At 44.5% G+C, this 17,926-nt stretch carries 16 protein-coding genes and 1 pseudogene; 13 read left to right on the forward strand and 4 right to left on the reverse strand.

Annotated elements, in window-relative coordinates:
• Window positions 1-15 precede the first annotated feature (15 nt).
• Window positions 16-786 (reverse strand): annotated as a pseudogene (locus PSE60_RS16575) (class I SAM-dependent methyltransferase); the annotation flags it as partial.
• An 89-nt stretch (window positions 787-875) separates the two neighbouring features.
• Window positions 876-2,939 (reverse strand): phenylacetic acid degradation bifunctional protein PaaZ, encoded by a 2,064-nt coding sequence (gene paaZ, locus PSE60_RS16580; RefSeq protein WP_272666115.1) that lies wholly within the window; start codon window positions 2,937-2,939, stop codon window positions 876-878.
• A gap of 322 nt (window positions 2,940-3,261) precedes the next feature.
• Here paaZ and paaA point away from each other — a divergent pair, with 322 nt between their 5' ends.
• The 13 genes from paaA (at window position 3,262) to paaY (ending at window position 14,772) form a co-directional block, all read left to right on the forward strand.
• Entirely contained in the window at window positions 3,262-4,200 is a 939-nt protein-coding gene (gene paaA, locus PSE60_RS16585) for a 1,2-phenylacetyl-CoA epoxidase subunit PaaA (protein ID WP_247605394.1), read from the forward strand.
• A 31-nt stretch (window positions 4,201-4,231) separates the two neighbouring features.
• Window positions 4,232-4,519: a 1,2-phenylacetyl-CoA epoxidase subunit PaaB gene (gene paaB / locus PSE60_RS16590; RefSeq protein WP_004262911.1), complete on the forward strand. Its 288-nt coding sequence runs from the start codon at window positions 4,232-4,234 to the stop codon at window positions 4,517-4,519.
• A 10-nt stretch (window positions 4,520-4,529) separates the two neighbouring features.
• Window positions 4,530-5,288, forward strand: coding sequence for a 1,2-phenylacetyl-CoA epoxidase subunit PaaC (gene paaC, locus PSE60_RS16595; protein WP_272666117.1), 759 nt, complete (start codon window positions 4,530-4,532; stop codon window positions 5,286-5,288).
• Window positions 5,289-5,292: 4 nt separating this feature from the next.
• Complete coding sequence (gene paaD, locus PSE60_RS16600) at window positions 5,293-5,802, forward strand: 1,2-phenylacetyl-CoA epoxidase subunit PaaD (protein WP_210838540.1); 510 nt, start codon at window positions 5,293-5,295, stop codon at window positions 5,800-5,802.
• A 10-nt stretch (window positions 5,803-5,812) separates the two neighbouring features.
• Entirely contained in the window at window positions 5,813-6,871 is a 1,059-nt protein-coding gene (gene paaE / locus PSE60_RS16605) for a 1,2-phenylacetyl-CoA epoxidase subunit PaaE (RefSeq protein WP_272666119.1), read from the forward strand.
• 8 nt (window positions 6,872-6,879) lie between these two features.
• Window positions 6,880-7,653: a 2,3-dehydroadipyl-CoA hydratase PaaF gene (gene paaF / locus PSE60_RS16610; protein ID WP_272666122.1), complete on the forward strand. Its 774-nt coding sequence runs from the start codon at window positions 6,880-6,882 to the stop codon at window positions 7,651-7,653.
• Window positions 7,654-7,655: 2 nt separating this feature from the next.
• Window positions 7,656-8,450 carry a 2-(1,2-epoxy-1,2-dihydrophenyl)acetyl-CoA isomerase PaaG gene (paaG, locus tag PSE60_RS16615; protein WP_272666124.1) on the forward strand — a complete coding sequence of 265 codons (795 nt, stop codon included), beginning with the start codon at window positions 7,656-7,658 and terminating at the stop codon, window positions 8,448-8,450.
• Window positions 8,451-8,452: 2 nt separating this feature from the next.
• Window positions 8,453-10,003, forward strand: a complete 1,551-nt coding sequence (locus PSE60_RS16620; RefSeq protein WP_272666126.1) for a 3-hydroxyacyl-CoA dehydrogenase — start codon at window positions 8,453-8,455, stop codon at window positions 10,001-10,003.
• Complete coding sequence (paaI, locus tag PSE60_RS16625) at window positions 10,000-10,440, forward strand: hydroxyphenylacetyl-CoA thioesterase PaaI (protein ID WP_004266152.1); 441 nt, start codon at window positions 10,000-10,002, stop codon at window positions 10,438-10,440. The genes PSE60_RS16620 and paaI overlap by 4 nt, the downstream gene beginning before the upstream one ends.
• Window positions 10,437-11,639 (forward strand): 3-oxoadipyl-CoA thiolase, encoded by a 1,203-nt coding sequence (gene pcaF, locus PSE60_RS16630; RefSeq protein ID WP_272666127.1) that lies wholly within the window; start codon window positions 10,437-10,439, stop codon window positions 11,637-11,639. The genes paaI and pcaF overlap by 4 nt, the downstream gene beginning before the upstream one ends.
• Before the next feature lie 118 nt (window positions 11,640-11,757).
• Window positions 11,758-13,068 (forward strand): phenylacetate--CoA ligase PaaK, encoded by a 1,311-nt coding sequence (paaK, locus tag PSE60_RS16635; protein WP_272666128.1) that lies wholly within the window; start codon window positions 11,758-11,760, stop codon window positions 13,066-13,068.
• 150 nt (window positions 13,069-13,218) lie between these two features.
• Complete coding sequence (gene paaX / locus PSE60_RS16640) at window positions 13,219-14,157, forward strand: phenylacetic acid degradation operon negative regulatory protein PaaX (RefSeq protein WP_272666130.1); 939 nt, start codon at window positions 13,219-13,221, stop codon at window positions 14,155-14,157.
• Between the two features lie 21 nt (window positions 14,158-14,178).
• Window positions 14,179-14,772 carry a phenylacetic acid degradation protein PaaY gene (gene paaY, locus PSE60_RS16645; protein ID WP_210838526.1) on the forward strand — a complete coding sequence of 198 codons (594 nt, stop codon included), beginning with the start codon at window positions 14,179-14,181 and terminating at the stop codon, window positions 14,770-14,772.
• A gap of 37 nt (window positions 14,773-14,809) precedes the next feature.
• Here paaY and PSE60_RS16650 read toward each other — a convergent pair whose 3' ends face one another.
• Both PSE60_RS16650 and emrA read right to left on the reverse strand, forming a co-directional pair.
• Complete coding sequence (locus PSE60_RS16650) at window positions 14,810-16,333, reverse strand: DHA2 family efflux MFS transporter permease subunit (RefSeq protein WP_210838524.1); 1,524 nt, start codon at window positions 16,331-16,333, stop codon at window positions 14,810-14,812.
• Between the two features lie 16 nt (window positions 16,334-16,349).
• On the reverse strand, window positions 16,350-17,522 hold the full coding sequence (gene emrA, locus PSE60_RS16655) for a multidrug efflux MFS transporter periplasmic adaptor subunit EmrA (protein WP_272666133.1): 1,173 nt from the start codon (window positions 17,520-17,522) through the stop codon (window positions 16,350-16,352).
• Between the last annotated feature and the right edge of the window lie 404 nt (window positions 17,523-17,926).

The raw sequence follows: 17,926 nt of genomic DNA on the forward strand, positions 1-17,926 counted from the left end.
TAGCGCAATAAATAGTTATTGGCACTGAAATTCAAACAACATCACATCTGAGGTAAATGAGCCATCTGCTTGTACTGCAAAGTGGCTTTTTACCTCATCACTTAATGTTCCTTGATAGTGACGGATAGCTTCGACGAATGGCTGTGGTGTCCGCATCCGTTCAACCCAACTGGTAAATTCCAATGCTAAACGGAAACTTTGCACCCGACGAACAAATAGCCCCGCACTATTAAACATGCCAGACCATTCTCCAGCAGAATAATCACGAATATGTGAGGTATCCCGAAGCACTTCGACCGTTTGTAAGTAAATATCCAATAATGGATGTCCCGGTGATACCACATCAATAAAGATGCCTTTTCCACCCGGTTTGAGCACTCGGCGCACCTCACGTAGTGCTTGTTCCACATCGTGCCAATGGTGTGCTGAGTAACGGCTAATCACTCGGTCAAAACAATGATCACCAAACGGTAGAGACTCCGCGGTCCCTTTGCAGGTGGTGATATTATTTAATTCACGTTCTTGTGCATTGTTAGCCACAACGTTGAGCATTGAGTCCGACAAATCATAAGCCGTCACTGACTTCACCAACGGTGCTGCATGAAAGCTGACATGCCCTGCACCACAGCCAAGGTCAAGCACATCTTCATCCTGACAACCTTGTAGCAATTGTTGCAAAACAAGTAGATCTTCACCTTGTGCATGTACTTGGCTGGTTAAATACGAATTGGCTTGCTGGTCAAATTGTTGATAAACCGCTTGGTGGTGCGTTTTCATCTTTGTTTCCCTACATTCTGTTGCTGGTCACTCATCACAACAGAAAATGATTGAAAAAGCACCTATTAGCTCAATAATTAATTCACGCTGCATAGTGATTAATGAAAATCACCAACACGACGCTCCACTAGTGTTAAAATACTGTACAACGCCACAACGGTGTTGTCCTGATTAAACACTTGCACATCCCATTCAACAACGCCATTCGGCTTATCTTCAGCGAGTTTTTGCGTTTTTTTGATCTTTTTCTTACACGTTAGGCGAACTTGTATTGTGTCACCGATTTTCACGGGTTCAATAAAACGCAAACTTTCCATGCCATAATTGGCGATCACGGGCCCAACCCCTGCATCAACAAATAGCCCTGCTGCGGCTGAAACGACAAAATAGCCGTGCGCAATCCGTTCACCAAATAACGACTGTGCCGCACCAATTTTATCAACGTGAACATAAAAATTATCACCGCTGAGACAAGCAAAATTAGCAATATCTGCTTCTGTAACGGTACGCCTTGCGGTCAGTAACGTGTCGCCAATTGCTAAGTCTTCAAAATGTTTGCGGAAAGGATGAACCACATCAGCGATGGTATCTGCACCGCGGATCCATTGCTTAGTAATTGCCGTTAGCATAGAAGGGCTACCTTGAATAGCCGTACGCTGCATATAGTGTTTCACTGCTCTCAACCCGCCGAGCTCTTCGCCACCACCTGCTCGGCCTGGGCCACCGTGTACCAGTAATGGGAGCGGTGAACCATGTCCTGTGGACTCCGCAGCTGACGCTTCATTTAAAATTAACATTCGCCCATGTGCCCGCGCACTCGCACGAATGACCGCTTGTGCGACTTGTGCGTCAGCAGTGACTAACGTCCCCGCAAGGCTTCCTCCGCCTAAAATGGCTAACTGCACCGCCTGTTCGATATTGTCATAGCTCATTAATGTGGCGACAGGACCAAAAGCTTCAATTTCATGCACCGCTGTAGATATAAAAGGCTCTGCACAATACAACAACGTTGGCGGATAGAACGCCCCGTGCTGGCTATCTCCGCCAATAACATCCAGCTTTTCAAATTGCCCACCACATAGAACATCACAGCCATGATCACGTAAATAATTCACTTTATCTTGTACGTCTTGGCGCTGTTCTAAGTTAATCAATGCCCCCATTCTGACCCCTTCAACCGCAGGGTCACCCACAGTTGTAGCGGATAAGCGTTTCAATAATGCCCGCTTCACGTTTTCGAGCAGGTTTTTCGGCACAATAATACGACGGATCGCGGTACATTTTTGGCCTGCTTTTGCGGTCATTTCTCGAACGACTTCTTTAATAAATAAAGCAAATTCAGGCTGATCTGGCTGGACGTCATCACCTAAAATTGCACAGTTTAATGAGTCCGCTTCCATCGTGAAAGGGACTGATTTAGCCGTGATACGTGGATGCGATTTCAGCTTTTGCCCTGTACTCGCCGACCCCGTAAAAGTCACAACATCTTCAAAATCAAGGTGTTCAAACATATCGCCAACACCGCCGCAAACCAACTGTATAGCGCCATCAGGCACTAAACCGCTATCAACCATTAGCTTCACCATCGCCTGTGTTAACTGTGCTGAGGCGGTTGCGGGTTTGATGATGGCTGGCATGCCAGCAAGCCATGTGGGCGCCAATTTTTCTAACATTCCCCAACAAGGGAAGTTAAATGCATTAATGTGTAGGGCAACGCCACGGCGAGACGTTAAAATATGATGACCAATAAATTGCCCTTGTTTTGATAACGGGATCATTTCATCTTCTGGCCAAATAGTGTCATCTGGCAGCTCACGGTTAGCGAGCCCCGAATAAGAAAATAGTGTGGCAATTCCCCCTTCGATATCCACCCAGCTATCCGCTTTAGTTGCACCCGTTTGTGCCGAAATCGCATATAACTGGGCTTTATGCTCCAGTAGGTATTTTGCGAGTGCTTTGAGCATTTGCCCACGCTGCTGAAATGTCATCGCTGACAATACTTCGCCTCCCACTTGGCGACCATATTGCAAACTTTCAGCTAACGGCAGCCCTTCAGTCGTCACCGTATATAAGGTTTCATTCGTTAGCGCATGGTGAATTTTTCGCCCTTCGCCCTCACCTTGTACCCATTTACCCATAATGTAACTTGTTAAATGCTGCATATTCCTCTCCAGAAATAAAAACACCAATTCAAATTAGATAACAAATATGTATCATAAAAATAAGCATAGAAGCTAATTTAAATTTAACAAATTAAGAACAATTTTATATAAAATGCCAATTCCCATTAAAACCACACAAAAAACATTAATTTTAACTCATTGTTTTGATTGATATTTAATTTATTGATTGTGAAGCCACTCGCAAAACAAGGTTAATGAACATTGATCTTTTTGTTAACAGTTTCTAGCATTGATGTTAAATATATATGATTCATTATTTTCACGCAAACAAACATTAACGAATCACTTAATGGAAAAATCAATGAGCGAGCAAAATCAGGCTAACTTCGAAGCCAAAATCGAAGCCGATATTTCCATCGAGCCCAAGGATTGGATGCCCGATGCGTATCGGCAAAACCTTATCCGCCAAATTGGCCAACATGCCCATTCAGAAGTCGTCGGCATGCTACCAGAAGCGAATTGGCTTACACGAGCACCGACATTGCGTCGTAAAGCAATTTTACTGGCCAAGATTCAAGATGAAGCAGGCCATGGTTTATACCTGTATAGCGCGGCCGAAACTCTCGGTTGCTCTCGTCAAGATATCTACCAAAAGTTACTTGATGAAAAAATGAAATATTCCTCCATTTTTAACTACCCGACATTAAGTTGGGCAGATGTAGGTGTGGTTGGATGGCTTGTCGATGGTGCGGCAATAGTGAACCAAGTAGCACTGTGCCGTGCCTCATATGGTCCCTACGCCAGAGCGATGGTGAAAATCTGTAAAGAAGAAAGTTTTCACCAACGCCAGGGTTATGAAGCGGTGATGGCGCTTGCGCAAGGCACCGATGAGCAAAAAGCCATGCTGCAAGATGCGATAAACCGCTTTTGGTGGCCCGTTCTCACGATGTTCGGTCCAAATGATTCGGACTCCCCACACAGCGCTCAAAGCATGGCTTGGAAAATCAAGCGCTTCAGTAATGATGAGCTGCGGCAAAAATTTGTTGATAACACCGTTCCGCAAGTAGAAGCGTTAGGTATGACGATCCCTGACCCTGATCTAGTTTGGGATGAAGACCTTGGCCATTACCGTTTTGGCGAAATCGACTGGGAAGAGTTTTATCAGGTGATTAAAGGCAATGGCATTTGTAATCACGAACGCCTTAGTGCAAAGCGCAAAGGGTGGGAAGACGGCGCATGGGTACGTGAAGGTGCAATGGCACATAGCCGCAAGCAAAAATCCGTTAAAACAGCGGCTTAATCACTGACCATTTTACAAAAAGGAAAACACCATGAGCAATCAAGATTGGCCTTTATATGAAGTTTTTGTCCGTAGTAAGCAAGGGCTTGCGCATCGCCATGTTGGCAGTTTACATGCGGCTGATGACCAAATGGCGCTGGAAAATGCCCGCGATGCGTACACAAGGCGCAGTGAAGGCTGCTCAATTTGGGTGGTGAAAGCCGCACATTTAATTGCCTCACAGCCTGAAGATAAAAGCACATTTTTCGACCCTGCGGATACCAAGGTCTATCGTCACCCAACCTTCTATACCATTCCTGATGGTATCAAAAACATGTAAGGGGCTTGCCATGAACCAACAAGAACAGCTCCACGATTACACACTACGCCTTGGCGATACCCCCTTAATTTTAGCGCAGCGCCTGTGCGAATGGTGCGGCCATGCTCCTGAACTCGAAATTGACCTTGCGCTATCCAATATCGGCTTAGATTTGCTAGGGCAAGCGCGTAACTTTTTAAACTATGCCGCGCAATTAAAAGGGCCTGAATGCGATGAAGACACCCTTGCCTTTTTGCGCGATGAACGAGAGTTCAGCAATTTATTATTAGTTGAACAACCCAACAATGGCTTTGATGACACTTTAGTACGCCAATTCTTTATGGATGCTTATCATGTTCCATTATATGAAGCGCTAATTCACAGCGGTGATAAACAACTGTCGGCAATCGCTGAGAAATCCCTCAAAGAAGCCGTTTATCACTTACGTTTTAGCCGTGGCTGGATAATCCGTTTAGGGGATGGCAGTGAAGAAAGCCATCAACGAATTCAACATTCAGTCAATGAGTTATGGCGTTTTACTGGTGAACTTTTCCATGCTGATGACGTTGAAATTGCACTTAGTGAATCAGGTATCGCTGTTGACCCACGTTCTTTACAAGCCGCATGGTTAAACACCATTAACGAAACATTCACTGAAGCAACCCTCGCTGTGCCAGAGAAAAAAGCATATCGCTTAGGCGGCAAGCAAGGCAGCCATACCGAGCACTTGGGTTTGTTATTAACACAATTGCAGTTTGTGCAACGTGCTTACCCAAACTGTCAGTGGTGATGTTATGGAACAGAGACTGCAACATCGCGAGCTCCAATCGCCCCAGGTTCACCAGATCTGGCAACAGCTCCACCAAATACCCGATCCTGAACTACCCGCACTCTCTATTACTGATCTTGGCATGATCCGCAATGTGCTACCGGCAGCTCAGGGCTGGAAAGTTATTTTTACACCTACTTATTCAGGTTGCCCAGCAACTGAATTTTTAATCAATGAAATCAAAACTGTTCTCGGTCATGCCGGTTTTCCAAACATCGACATCGAAATTCTGTTAACACCCGCTTGGACAACGGATTGGATGAACCAAGATGCGAAAAGACGCTTGCGTGAATTTGGTATCGCACCACCGCAAGGTACGTCCTGCGAGCACCCAGAACACAAAGGTGCGGTTCGTTGCCCACGTTGTGACAGCGAGCAGACTGAAAAAATTAGTGAATTTGGTTCCACTGCATGTAAGGCATTGTATCGATGCACTGAATGCTTAGAGCCGTTTGATTACTTTAAATGTATTTAGGGGCACCCATATGACTGTATTTCATCGTTTAAGTATTGCTGCCATTGAACGTGACACCCCTGATGCTGTCGCCATTACTTTTAATGTACCCGATGCATTACGAGAGCAATATCATTACCGTCCAGGGCAACACCTGACATTAAAAGCTGCTATCAATGGTGAAAACCTACGCCGCTGTTATTCCATTTGCAGCTCACCGGATGAAAACACGCTAAAAATTGGGGTGAAAGCGATTTACGAAGGGCGTTTCTCTAATTTCGTTAATCAAGAATTACAAGTTGGTGATAGCCTTGATGTGATGGTTCCACAGGGGCAATTTGGTTATCAACCCGCAGCAGATACCCACGCACATTACCTTGCCGTCGCGGCTGGCTCTGGGATCACGCCATTGCTATCTATCATTAAAGCCACATTACAAACTGAGCCAAAAAGCAGTTTTGTGCTGATTTATGGTAATCGAAATAGCCGCTCAGTGATGTTTAAAGAAAGCATCTCAGACCTAAAAAATCGTTTTGCAACGCGTTTCCAAGTTCTCTACCTGTTCAGCCAAGAACAGCAAGATAGCGAACTACTCAGCGGTAGAGTCAGCCAACAACAACTCAGTGCCTTAAATAACACCTTATTGAATTTTAAACAATTTGATCGGGCATTTATTTGTGGGCCCGACAGCATGATGGATGAGGTTCACGACACTTTAGTCGGTTATGGCATGCCTAAAGAATATGTTCACACCGAGCGCTTCAATACTTCAGGCACTAAATTCAAACCTGCAATCGCCATGACTAGCGAAACACGCCAAGTCAGCATTCACCTTGATGGTAGAACCATGGACATCGCCATGGATAGCCAAGACGACAGTATTTTGGATGCCGCACTGCGCCAAGGCGCAGATTTACCCTACGCCTGCAAAGGCGGCGTTTGCGCAACCTGCAAATGTAAATTGCGCTCTGGTGAAGTGGAAATGGGGGTCAATTACAGCCTTGAGCCCGACCAAATCGCTGCAGGGTACATTCTTAGCTGCCAAGCATGGCCAAAAGGCGATGGCGTTGTTTTAGACTTTGACGTGTAGGAACTTTAATGGAAAACCATTGGATTTTATCACAACAACATAACCGGGTTTTGACGCTGACGTTAAACCGCCCAGAAGTGCGTAATGCCCTGAGTACCGCCTGTTTAGAGTTGCTGGTTCAGCACCTCGAGCAAGCACAAATCAATGATGAAATTGGTGCGATTGTGGTCACCGGAAATCCGCGTTTTTTCGCCGCAGGCGCTGATCTTAAAGAACTACAGCAACAAACCGTTGCTAATGCGATCACCGATAAACGCCCCCAAGTTTGGCGCAGGTTATCCATGATATCAAAACCCATCATTAGTGCTGCAAATGGTTATGCACTGGGTGCAGGTTTTGAATTATTACTCGCCAGCGACATCATTATTGCCGGTGAATCAGCTCGTTTCGGTTTACCCGAAATTACTCTGGGTTTAATGCCCGGAGCGGGGGGGACACAACGTTTAATTCGTGCCGTGGGCAAATCCCTCGCTATGCAAATGGTACTAACGGGTGAACCAATCAGTGCTAAACATGCGTTGCAAGCAGGGTTAATCAGTGAAATTTGTGTGGATGAATTGGTGCTAGAACGCGCCCAAAAACTGGCAGAGCACATCGCAATGCATGCGCCTTTAGCCGTACAAGCCGCAAAAGCATCACTGGTGCATTCTCAAGAAAACCATCTTACCGAGGGGTTACAACTTGAGCGCCAATATTTTGTGACTTTAGCGGGTACCAACGATCGACGTGAAGGGATCGAGGCATTCTTCGAAAAACGAAAACCTCAATTTACAGGACAATAATCATGAATAATGAAGCAATGATCCTCACTACGTTAGAAAATGGGGTTCTCACCGTCACTCTCAACCGCCCTGATAGGCTGAATAGCTTTAATGATGAAATGCATTGCCAGCTCAGTGAAGCTATCAAAATAGCGGAACGCGATGAAACCGTACGCTGTTTAGTGATCACCGGTGCAGGCCGTGGATTTTGTGCCGGACAAGATCTGAATGATCGCAATGTGAGCGTGGGCAGTGACGCTCCTGATCTCGGATTCTCCGTTGAAACTTACTATAACCCCTTGATCCGCCGCCTAACCGCATTACCGAAACCGATTATTTGCGCGGTCAATGGTGTGGCCGCAGGTGCAGGCGCCGCCATTGCACTCGCAGGCGATATTGTCATTGCCGCAAAAAATGCCAGTTTTATTCAATCTTTTTGCCGCCTTGGCTTGGTTCCTGACTCAGGAGGAAGCTGGTTTTTACCTCAATTAGCAGGCCATGCACGGGCAATGGGGATGGCATTATTAGGCGATAAAATAAGTGCGGAGCAAGCATTACAGTGGGGAATGATTTGGCAGGTCACTGAAAATGATGAACTCATTAATACCACTCAACAGCTCGCACAACACCTTGCAACCCAACCGACTTATGGCTTAGGGCTTATCAAAAAAGCCATTTATGCCGCGGCAACCAATACTCTCGATGAGCAACTCAACCTTGAGCGTGACTTACAGCGCCTTGGCGGTCGAAGTGAAGATTATCGCGAAGGGGTCAATGCTTTTTTAAATAAACGTGAACCCCAGTTCAAAGGATGCTAACCATGACATTACCTTTGAATCAGACTATCAACACCATCGCGGTGATTGGCGCTGGAACCATGGGAATTGGCATTGCGCAAGTGGCAGCAACAGCGGGGCTATCTGTCTTACTATTTGATGTGAACCAAGACGTATTAAGCCGTAGTTTATCAACAATGACCCAACGTTTACGCAAACGTGTTGAGCAAGGGAAAGCAAAACCAGAGGCCACTGAGGCAATTATCGCCAAAATCGCAGTGGTAAAAAGCCTCTCGGCACTGTCCGATGCGCAATTAATCATTGAGGCCGTTGCTGAAAAGCTGGAAATAAAACAGGCAATTTTTAGTGAATTAGAAGCGATTTGCAGCAAAAATACGCTATTTGCCAGTAATACATCTTCATTATCAATTACCGCTATTGGGCGGCAATTAACACACCCCGAGCGCCTTGCGGGTCTGCACTTCTTTAACCCTGCCCCCGTGATGAAATTAGTTGAAATCGTTCGAGGGTTAGAAACATCTAACACCGTCATTGAACAGTTAAAAGCCCTGACTTTATCATGTGGAAAAGTCCCCGTGATTTGCCGTTCCACCCCCGGTTTTATTGTCAACCGAGTGGCTCGGCCTTTCTACGCCGAAGCAATGCGCGCCCTTGAAGAACAGATTGCGTCTCCTGCCACATTAGACAGCGCAATACGTGACGCTGGTGGTTTTGCCATGGGACCATTACAACTAACTGATTTAATTGGCCATGATGTAAACTATGCGGTGACTGAATCAGTATTTCAGGCCTTCGGTTATGACCCACGCTTTCAAACCTCATTAATGCAATTGGAACTAGTCCAAGCAGGCCATTTAGGCCGTAAATCGAAGCAAGGGTTTTATCATTATGATGATAATAAATCTCAGCCTTTACCTTCTGTTGCAGAAAAAATTCATCTTGACCAGCCCCAAAATATAAAAGCGTATGGCGATTGGCAGATATTTCCTGAGTTCGCGCAGCTTTTAACTGAAAATGGGATCTCTCTCGAAGGATTAACACAACATTCTGATCAATCCCCGACACTTATTGTTAATGACGTTATTATTATGTTAACGAATGGTGAATTGGTATCGTTACATGCGCAAACACAAAAACAAGCCGTCGTGCATTTTGACTTATCGGTAAATTACCTTGCCGCAACAACCATCACGTTAAGCTGTGCATCGCAAAATAATGCGCAACAAAACCAACAAGCTATCGCGTTTTTTCAATCATTAGGTAAACACGTAATTGTATTACCAGACTACCCAGCGCTGTTAACCATGAGGACAGTCGCGATGTTATGCAATGAAGCGTTAGATATCGTCAATAAGGGAATCGCAACGGCGTTAGATACCGATAATGCCATGTGTTTTGGCGTGAATTACCCTAAAGGTCCACTCGCTTGGGGCATGCAGCTAGGCTGGCAACGTGTGCTATCAGTACTTGAAAATTTGGCTCAGTTTTATGGCGACAGCCGTTATCGGCCAAACCCACTTTTAAGGCAATTAGCCGCAGGTTATCAATCTTTAACTTTCAAGGAGCTACCATGATTTCATTGCCAAACATTACGCTGGCTCAGCAATCAGCTCACATTATGTACCGTGATGATGCATGCGCAAAAGCGATGGGGATGTCCATTGAAAAAGTCGAGGAGGGCTTTGCGCAATTGAAAATGCCAATCACAGCACAGATGCTTAATGGCCATAAAACCTGCCACGGAGGGCAATTATTTAGCCTTGCCGACACCGCGTTTGCCTACGCCTGTAATAGCCAAGGGCATGCTGCCGTTGCTTCCATGTGCTCCATTGATTTTATTCGTCCCGGTTTTGAGGGTGACCTGCTTACCGCGACTGCCACGATGAAGCACCAAGGTAAACGTAACGGTTTATATGAAGTCGAGATAACTAACCAAGATGGCAAAACGCTTGCGCTGTTCCACGGTCGTTCTCATCGGTTAGGCCATCGTTTAACAGGGGAACAATCATGATAGATGCGTTTATTTGTGATGGTGTCCGTACTCCAATTGGCCGCTACGGTGGCGCTTTATCATCATTGCGTCCTGATGACCTTGCCACTGTTCCATTAAAAGCCTTAATGGAAAGGCATCCGCAACTCGATTGGTCATTAACTGACGACATCATTTTAGGTTGCGCAAATCAAGCAGGAGAAGACAACCGTAATGTTGCACGTATGGCGGGGCTGTTATCTGGGCTCCCTGTTTCCGTTTCTGGTACCACCATCAACCGCTTATGTGGTTCTGGGCTTGATGCCATTGCATTAGCGGCGAGAAGTATTAAAGCTGGGGAGTCTGGACTTATGATTGCCGGAGGCGTCGAGTCCATGAGCCGAGCGCCATTTGTGATGGGCAAACAAGAATCTGCATTCTCACGTCAAGCGCAAGTATTTGATACCACTATTGGCTGGCGGTTTATCAACCCACTGATGGAACAACAATTTTCCACAGATTCGATGCCAGAAACTGCAGAAAATGTGGCAGAAACTTACCAAATTAGCCGTGAAGACCAAGATGCTTTTGCATTACGTAGCCAACAACGCACTGAAACTGCCAAAGTTAACGGTATTTTTGCGCAAGAAATCATCCCTGTAACGGTTAAACAACGTAAAAAAGAATACATCGTCAGCGAAGATGAGCATCCAAGAGCAGAAACGACATTTGAACAACTACAAAAGCTAAAAACACCATTTCGCGATAACGGGACTGTTACAGCAGGTAATGCTTCCGGCGTTAATGACGGAGCTGCCGCACTGATTATCGCATCTGACACCATCGCCAAACAACAAGGGTTAACACCACGGGCTCGTATCATCGCTACAGCCACTTGTGGCGTTGAGCCAAGGTTGATGGGGATCGGTCCACTTCCTGCCTCGCAAAAAGTATTAAAAATGGCAGGGCTCACCATCGAACAAATGGATGTTATTGAACTAAACGAAGCCTTTGCCGCACAAGCACTTGCCGTTTTAAGGGGACTTGGTTTATCTGATGATGCCTCACACGTCAACCCTAACGGTGGGGCAATTTCGCTAGGCCATCCACTTGGAATGAGTGGAGCAAGGCTTGTTATTGCCGCTATCAATGAGCTACACCGCAGACAAGGTCGTTATGCATTATGCACCATGTGTATCGGGGTTGGCCAAGGGATAGCAATGATTATTGAACGAGTATGAACAACGTCTTAATACAAATAAAAACAGCCTGAAAACCCAACACCTGCTCAGGCAAATACCAGGAACGTCATACATTAGCGTGAACTGGTAACCATAATAATTATGAGGACAGGCAATTATGAGCAATATACAAGATAGCGTCGACCCAATTGAATTTGCATCGCGGGATGAAATCGAGTCTTTACAGTACTCTCGAATGAAGTGGACACTCACTCACGCCTATGAAAATGTCCCCATGTATCACAAAAAATTCGATGATGCAGGGGTCCACCCTGACGATTTCAAACAACTGAGTGATATCGAAAAATTCCCTTACACGACCAAACAGGATTTACGTGAAAACTACCCATTTAGCACCTTTGCCGTGCCAATGGACCAAATCATCCGTATTCATGCCTCTTCAGGAACAACTGGGCGCCCAACTGTGGTCGGTTACACCCAACGAGACATCGATAACTGGGCTGACCTGATTGCGCGTAGTTTACGTTCTGCAGGCACTGTCCGAGGCGATAAAGTCCACGTTGCTTACGGCTATGGTTTATTCACCGGAGGGCTAGGCGCCCACTATGGTGCAGAACGCCTAGGAGCCGCAGTCATTCCTATGTCAGGCGGGCAAACTGAAAAACAAGCACAACTGATCGCTGATTTCAAACCCGATGTGATCATGGTAACACCCTCTTACTGCTTGAGTATTATTGATGAGCTAGAAAAAATCATGGGTGGAGACGCTAGTAAGTGCTCACTTAGATTGGGTGTCTTTGGTGCTGAACCTTGGACTGAATCCCTCAGAACAGAAATTGAAACCCGCCTTGGTATCAAAGCATTAGATATTTACGGCTTATCTGAAGTGATGGGGCCCGGTGTCGCTATGGAGTGCGCGGACTCAGGAGAGAGTGGCCCAACTATCTGGGAAGACCATTTTTATCCAGAAATTATTTCCCCCAATACCTTAAAAACATTAGGAGCGGGTGAGCATGGTGAGTTAGTGTTTACTACCCTGACAAAAGAAGCCATGCCTGTGATTCGTTACCGAACTCGCGACCTTACCCACCTGATGCAGGGGGTCAATCGTAACATGCGTCGAATTGGTAAAATCACCGGACGTTCCGATGACATGATGATTATTCGTGGCGTGAATGTGTTTCCTTCTCAAATTGAAGAACAAATCATGCAATTTAAGGAGCTTTCCCCTCATTACCAATTAGAAATTGGTCGCCAAGGCAATATGGACAACTTATCTGTTCGTGTTGAGCTCAAACACCCTGAACAGCTCACTTATGATGAACGCTGTAATATCTGCCACCATTTAAAGCATCGAATCAAATCGATGGTGGGTATTAGCACCCGTATTAGTATTGTAAATTGTGGTGATATCCCACGTTCTCAAGGTAAAGCCGAACGGGTAATTGATACTAGAATAGCGATTTAATTCAATTTATTAAGGCATATTGGAATGAACGACTCTGATATGCCTTAATCTCTGAAATCGTGCGAAAACAGGTAATGGAAGACAACCTTTAAATTTATGTCTACTATTCAGTAAGCCTTCTGATACATAAATTTTATAGATGAAATATAAATGGAAAATAAACTTAACCAGTTCATACAACATGCAATAGCAAGCCAACCCATTAGTGGTACGTCTCTAATTAGCTCACTCTATGGTGATGCTTTGCATCATCGTGGTGGTGAAGTGTGGCTAGGAAGCTTAACTAAACTGTTAGAACCGATGGGTTTTACTGACCGCTTTGTCCGAACTTCCGTTTTCCGCTTACAGAAAGAAGGTTGGCTTGATGTCGAAAAAATTGGCCGTCGCAGCTATTACCGTATTTCTGAGCGCGGGCAAAGTCGCTTTCGCCGTGCAGAAAATAAAATTTACCTCGTAGGGCAGCCTGATTGGGATGGTAAATGGGATTTACTACTCCTTGAAACAGCGGATAAAGACGAAAAGATCAGGTTAAAAAAGGAACTGAGCTGGCTCGGTTTCGGGCAATTTAATACGTCACTCATGGCAGCACCCAGTTGCGCACAAAGTGATGTACCGACACTACTCAATGAACTTAATGCCACTGAAAATGCCATCTATTTTCACGCAGATTACCCCTATAGCCGATCAGAAAAAAACCTCAAAGAACTGGTTTCTCATGCTTGGTCTTTGCAAGATATTTCAGAACATTATCATCAGTTTATATCATTATTTAGGCCTCTCGCGTTACTTCTTAAAGAAAGCACAGCAGCACAAATTTCCCCTGAACACTGTTTTCAGCTACGTTTACTACTGATTCACTTTTACCGCCGTGTCACGCTTAAAGACCCGTTATTACCTGATGAACTCCTTCCTACACAATGGGAAGGTCATATTGCACGCCATCTTTGTACCAACATTTATCAACGTATCGACCAAGCCGCAACTCAGTATGTTTCTGAACAATGCGAAACCACTGTCGGGGAGCTTCCTCAACCATCAAGCGCTTATTATCGCCGCTTTGGTGGAGTGCTCAGAGATATAGCCGCCTAAACACACATTACAGGAGCCGGTATGCCTTTTTATCAAATCGATGGTATTACGCCCGTCGTCAGCCCTGAAAGTTTTGTCCACCCTACTGCGGTGGTGATTGGTGATGTCATTATTGGCAAAAATGTTTATATTGGCCCAAACGCCAGCTTACGTGGGGACTTTGGTCGCTTAATCATTAAAGATGGCGCCAATGTGCAGGATAACTGTGTCATGCATGGCTTCCCGCAATTTGACACCATTATTGAAGAAAATGGTCATATCGGCCATGGTGCTATCTTACATGGCTGCCACATTAAGCGTAATGCCTTAGTCGGGATGAACAGTGTGATTATGGATGGCGCTATTATTGGCGAAAACTCTATCGTCGGTGCTTGTGCCTTCATCAAAGCCGAAGCGATATTCTCCGATAATAGCCTTATCGTGGGTACGCCTGCAAAAGTACTTCGCACCTTATCAGAAAAAGAAATTGCCTGGAAAACCAGCGGAACCAAAGATTATCAAAACTTAGTCACGCGCTGTTTAAACACCTTTAAAGAAGTCGAGCCACTCAAAGAAATCGAAACTAACCGACCAGTCTTGAGTTTTGAGAATGTAATTCCTAAATCCCAGCTATAAGCTTGGTGGGGCTAAAATACTTAGCCCCAGCCACCAATTATTTCGCTTTGCTGCCAAATGGCGGCTTAGCAAACCAAACAGTAATAATTAGCGCAATAAACACCCAACCACACAACCAGAAAATCTCATTTGCAGCAATAATTAACCCTTGGCTCGTAATTTGCTGAGCAATAAACCCGGAAGTCTGTTCGGTACTCAATCCATGAGTCGCCATTTCTTGATACATCCCTAGGGATTCAGGATTATAATCGGTAATAAATTCCGTTAACTGGCTATGGTGCACGGCTTCTCTATCGCTCCACAGCGTTGTGGTAATTGAGGTACCGATTGACCCCGCTAACGTACGGAAAAAGTTAGCTAAACTCGATGCCGAAGCCAATTTTTCTGGCGGTAAACCTGAAAGGGTTAATGTGGTCAGTGGCATAAAGAAGCAAGCTACTGCCATTCCTTGTACCAATTGTGGCCAAACTACAGCAGAAAAGCCCATGCTCGGTTCAAAAGTATATGCACGCCAGAAGAAACAAATCGCATAAAATACAAAGCTAAAGGTCACTATCCAGCGGATATCGAGAAAATCGGATAATTTTGCCACTGGAGCCGAAAACAACACTGGCAATAAGCCTATGGGCGCCAATGCGAGCCCAGCCCATGTTGCTGTATAGCCATAAACTTCCTGCAAAAGTTGCGGCAACAAGACAATAGCGCCGAAATAGGCCATATACGCTAAACTGACAGAAATCGTTCCAATGGTAAAATTGCGCGATTTAAATAACGATAATTCGACAATTGGGTTTTTATCTGTGAGTTCCCAAATAACGAGGAATACCAACGCAATAGCTGAAACAACGGCTAAGATGACAATTTCATTAGATGCCAACCATCCCAGCTCCTTACCTTTGTCGAGCAAAACTTGTAAGCAACCCACTCCCACTGAAAGCAGCGCCAAGCCAATCACATTGAATGGCACTTTCACAACCTTGGACTCCATCCCTTTGAAGATAATAGAGCCGACGATAATGACAAAAATTCCCAAAGGCACATTCATAAAGAATATCCAGCCCCAATGGAAATTATCACTAATATAGCCACCAAAAATAGGACCGAATACTGGGGCTAAAATAATGGTCATCGACCAAAACGCTAACGCCATGTTTTGCATTTTTGGTGGATAGCAACGCATGATAAGGCTTTGCGAAAGAGGGATCACCGGCCCTGCGACGGCACCTTGCAATACGCGGTATAAAATTAGCATACCCAGGCTATCTGAAAAGCCACAAAGTAATGAAAATAAGGTGAAAAGCGCCGTTGCCCATAAGAAAACACGGATTTCACCAAAGCGCTTCGCTAAGTAACCTGAAATCGCAATAGAAATCGCATTCGATACGCCAAACGAGGTAATTACCCATGTTCCTTGTGACATGGAAACCCCGAGATTTCCCGCAATAGTCGGGATAGCCACGTTAGCAATCGTGGAATCAAGCACCTGCATGAAGGTCGCAAGGGACAACGCAATGGTTGCCCATACCAGTTTTGCACCCTTAAGTGGTTGAATATCTGCCACAACGGCTCCTTTCAAGCTAGTCTGCGTTATCGCTGATAATGGTGTCGATGATGTGGTCGACATCACTTAATTTTAAAACCAACACATCACTTTCAAATGCAGGTGCTGTACGCTGAACTTCCGCTAAAACAGGGCCGTTTTGATCTTTAATGTCTATCGTGACATTCATGGATAACCCAATGCGTAATGGGTGTTTTGCCACTTGTTCAGGGTCTAATTCAACACGTACAGGCAAACGCTGTACGACTTTAATCCAGTTCCCTGTCGCATTTTGGGCAGGCAATAATGAGAAAGCACTACCGGTTCCCATATCGAGCCCAACTACGGTACCGTTATAAACAATATCTGCCCCGTAAAAATCACTGTTGATGGTCACAGGTTGTCCAATACGGACTTTTTCTAGTTGGGTTTCTTTGAAGTTCGCATCAACCCAAACAGGCTGAACAGGCACGATCGCCATTAAAGAACTTTGCGGACTGACTTGAGAGCCGACTTGCACATTACGCCGTGAAACATATCCCGTCATTGGGCTTTTAATTTCAGTACGTTGTAAGTTTATCCATGCACTGCGTACGCTATCAGCGGCTTGCTGAATTGCAGGTTGTTTTTTGAGCTCTGTATTACGCAACAATGCACGGTTGGCATTATATTGTTGAATAGAAATATCCAGAGCCGCTTGCGCAAGTTGCACAGCTTCTTGGGCGTGCTGCAGGTCTTCCTTCGAAATGGTACCACTGCGGCCTAAAGCCACACGACGTTGATAATCTTTTTGCGCTTGCGCAAGTGTCACCCGGTTTTTTTGAATTTGCGCTTGATACTCATCACCATTGATATACAGTTCTTTGGTTTTGCGTACGGTGGTCGCTAAATCATGTTTGGCTTGTTCAAATGCCAACCGCGCATTCGTGTTATCCAATACAACCAATACATCCCCCGCCTTTACCAAGTCAGTATTTTCAAAATTAACTTGAGTGACATTACCTGTTGTTTGCGCAATTATCGGGATCTGTAAGCCAGATACATAAGCATCATCGGTATATTCTTGAAAGCGTAAAACTAAAAACCAATAAACACCGTAGGCGACAAATAATAGAATAATAATTATTGTGGCTATCACTATCCATATTGTTCTACGTTTTTCATTAGTCGTTTTTTGATTATGTGTTTCTGAATGGGTTTCTTGACTCATAATAACTCTCAAGGTCTGAAATCAATATTAATTCTCCCTCTATATTTACGAAGTATATGTAATAAAGCAATAGTTAATAATTTACAATTAAATTAATTCCAACAAAAAAATTAATTCATTGATATAAAACAAGTCATTAAAGGAAATTAGAGTTCAGCATTAGATTAATTTTTATTATCAAAACAATGAAATTCATTCTTAATTAGATTAACGATAAAAATTAATGAAATAGTTAAAATGATATTTATTATGATAAAAATTCCGTAACTCAATTATTGATATTCTTTTTTTGATTAAATATTTCTATTTATTAGACCATATTTATGATTTATTAATTTGTAATTCTTAATTTTAATTTGAAGCCATGCGAGTAAAGTTAGCTCTCGATTAATCAATTAAATATG

The organism is Providencia sp. PROV174, from assembly GCF_028480685.1.
Lineage (GTDB): Bacteria > Pseudomonadota > Gammaproteobacteria > Enterobacterales > Enterobacteriaceae > Providencia > Providencia rettgeri.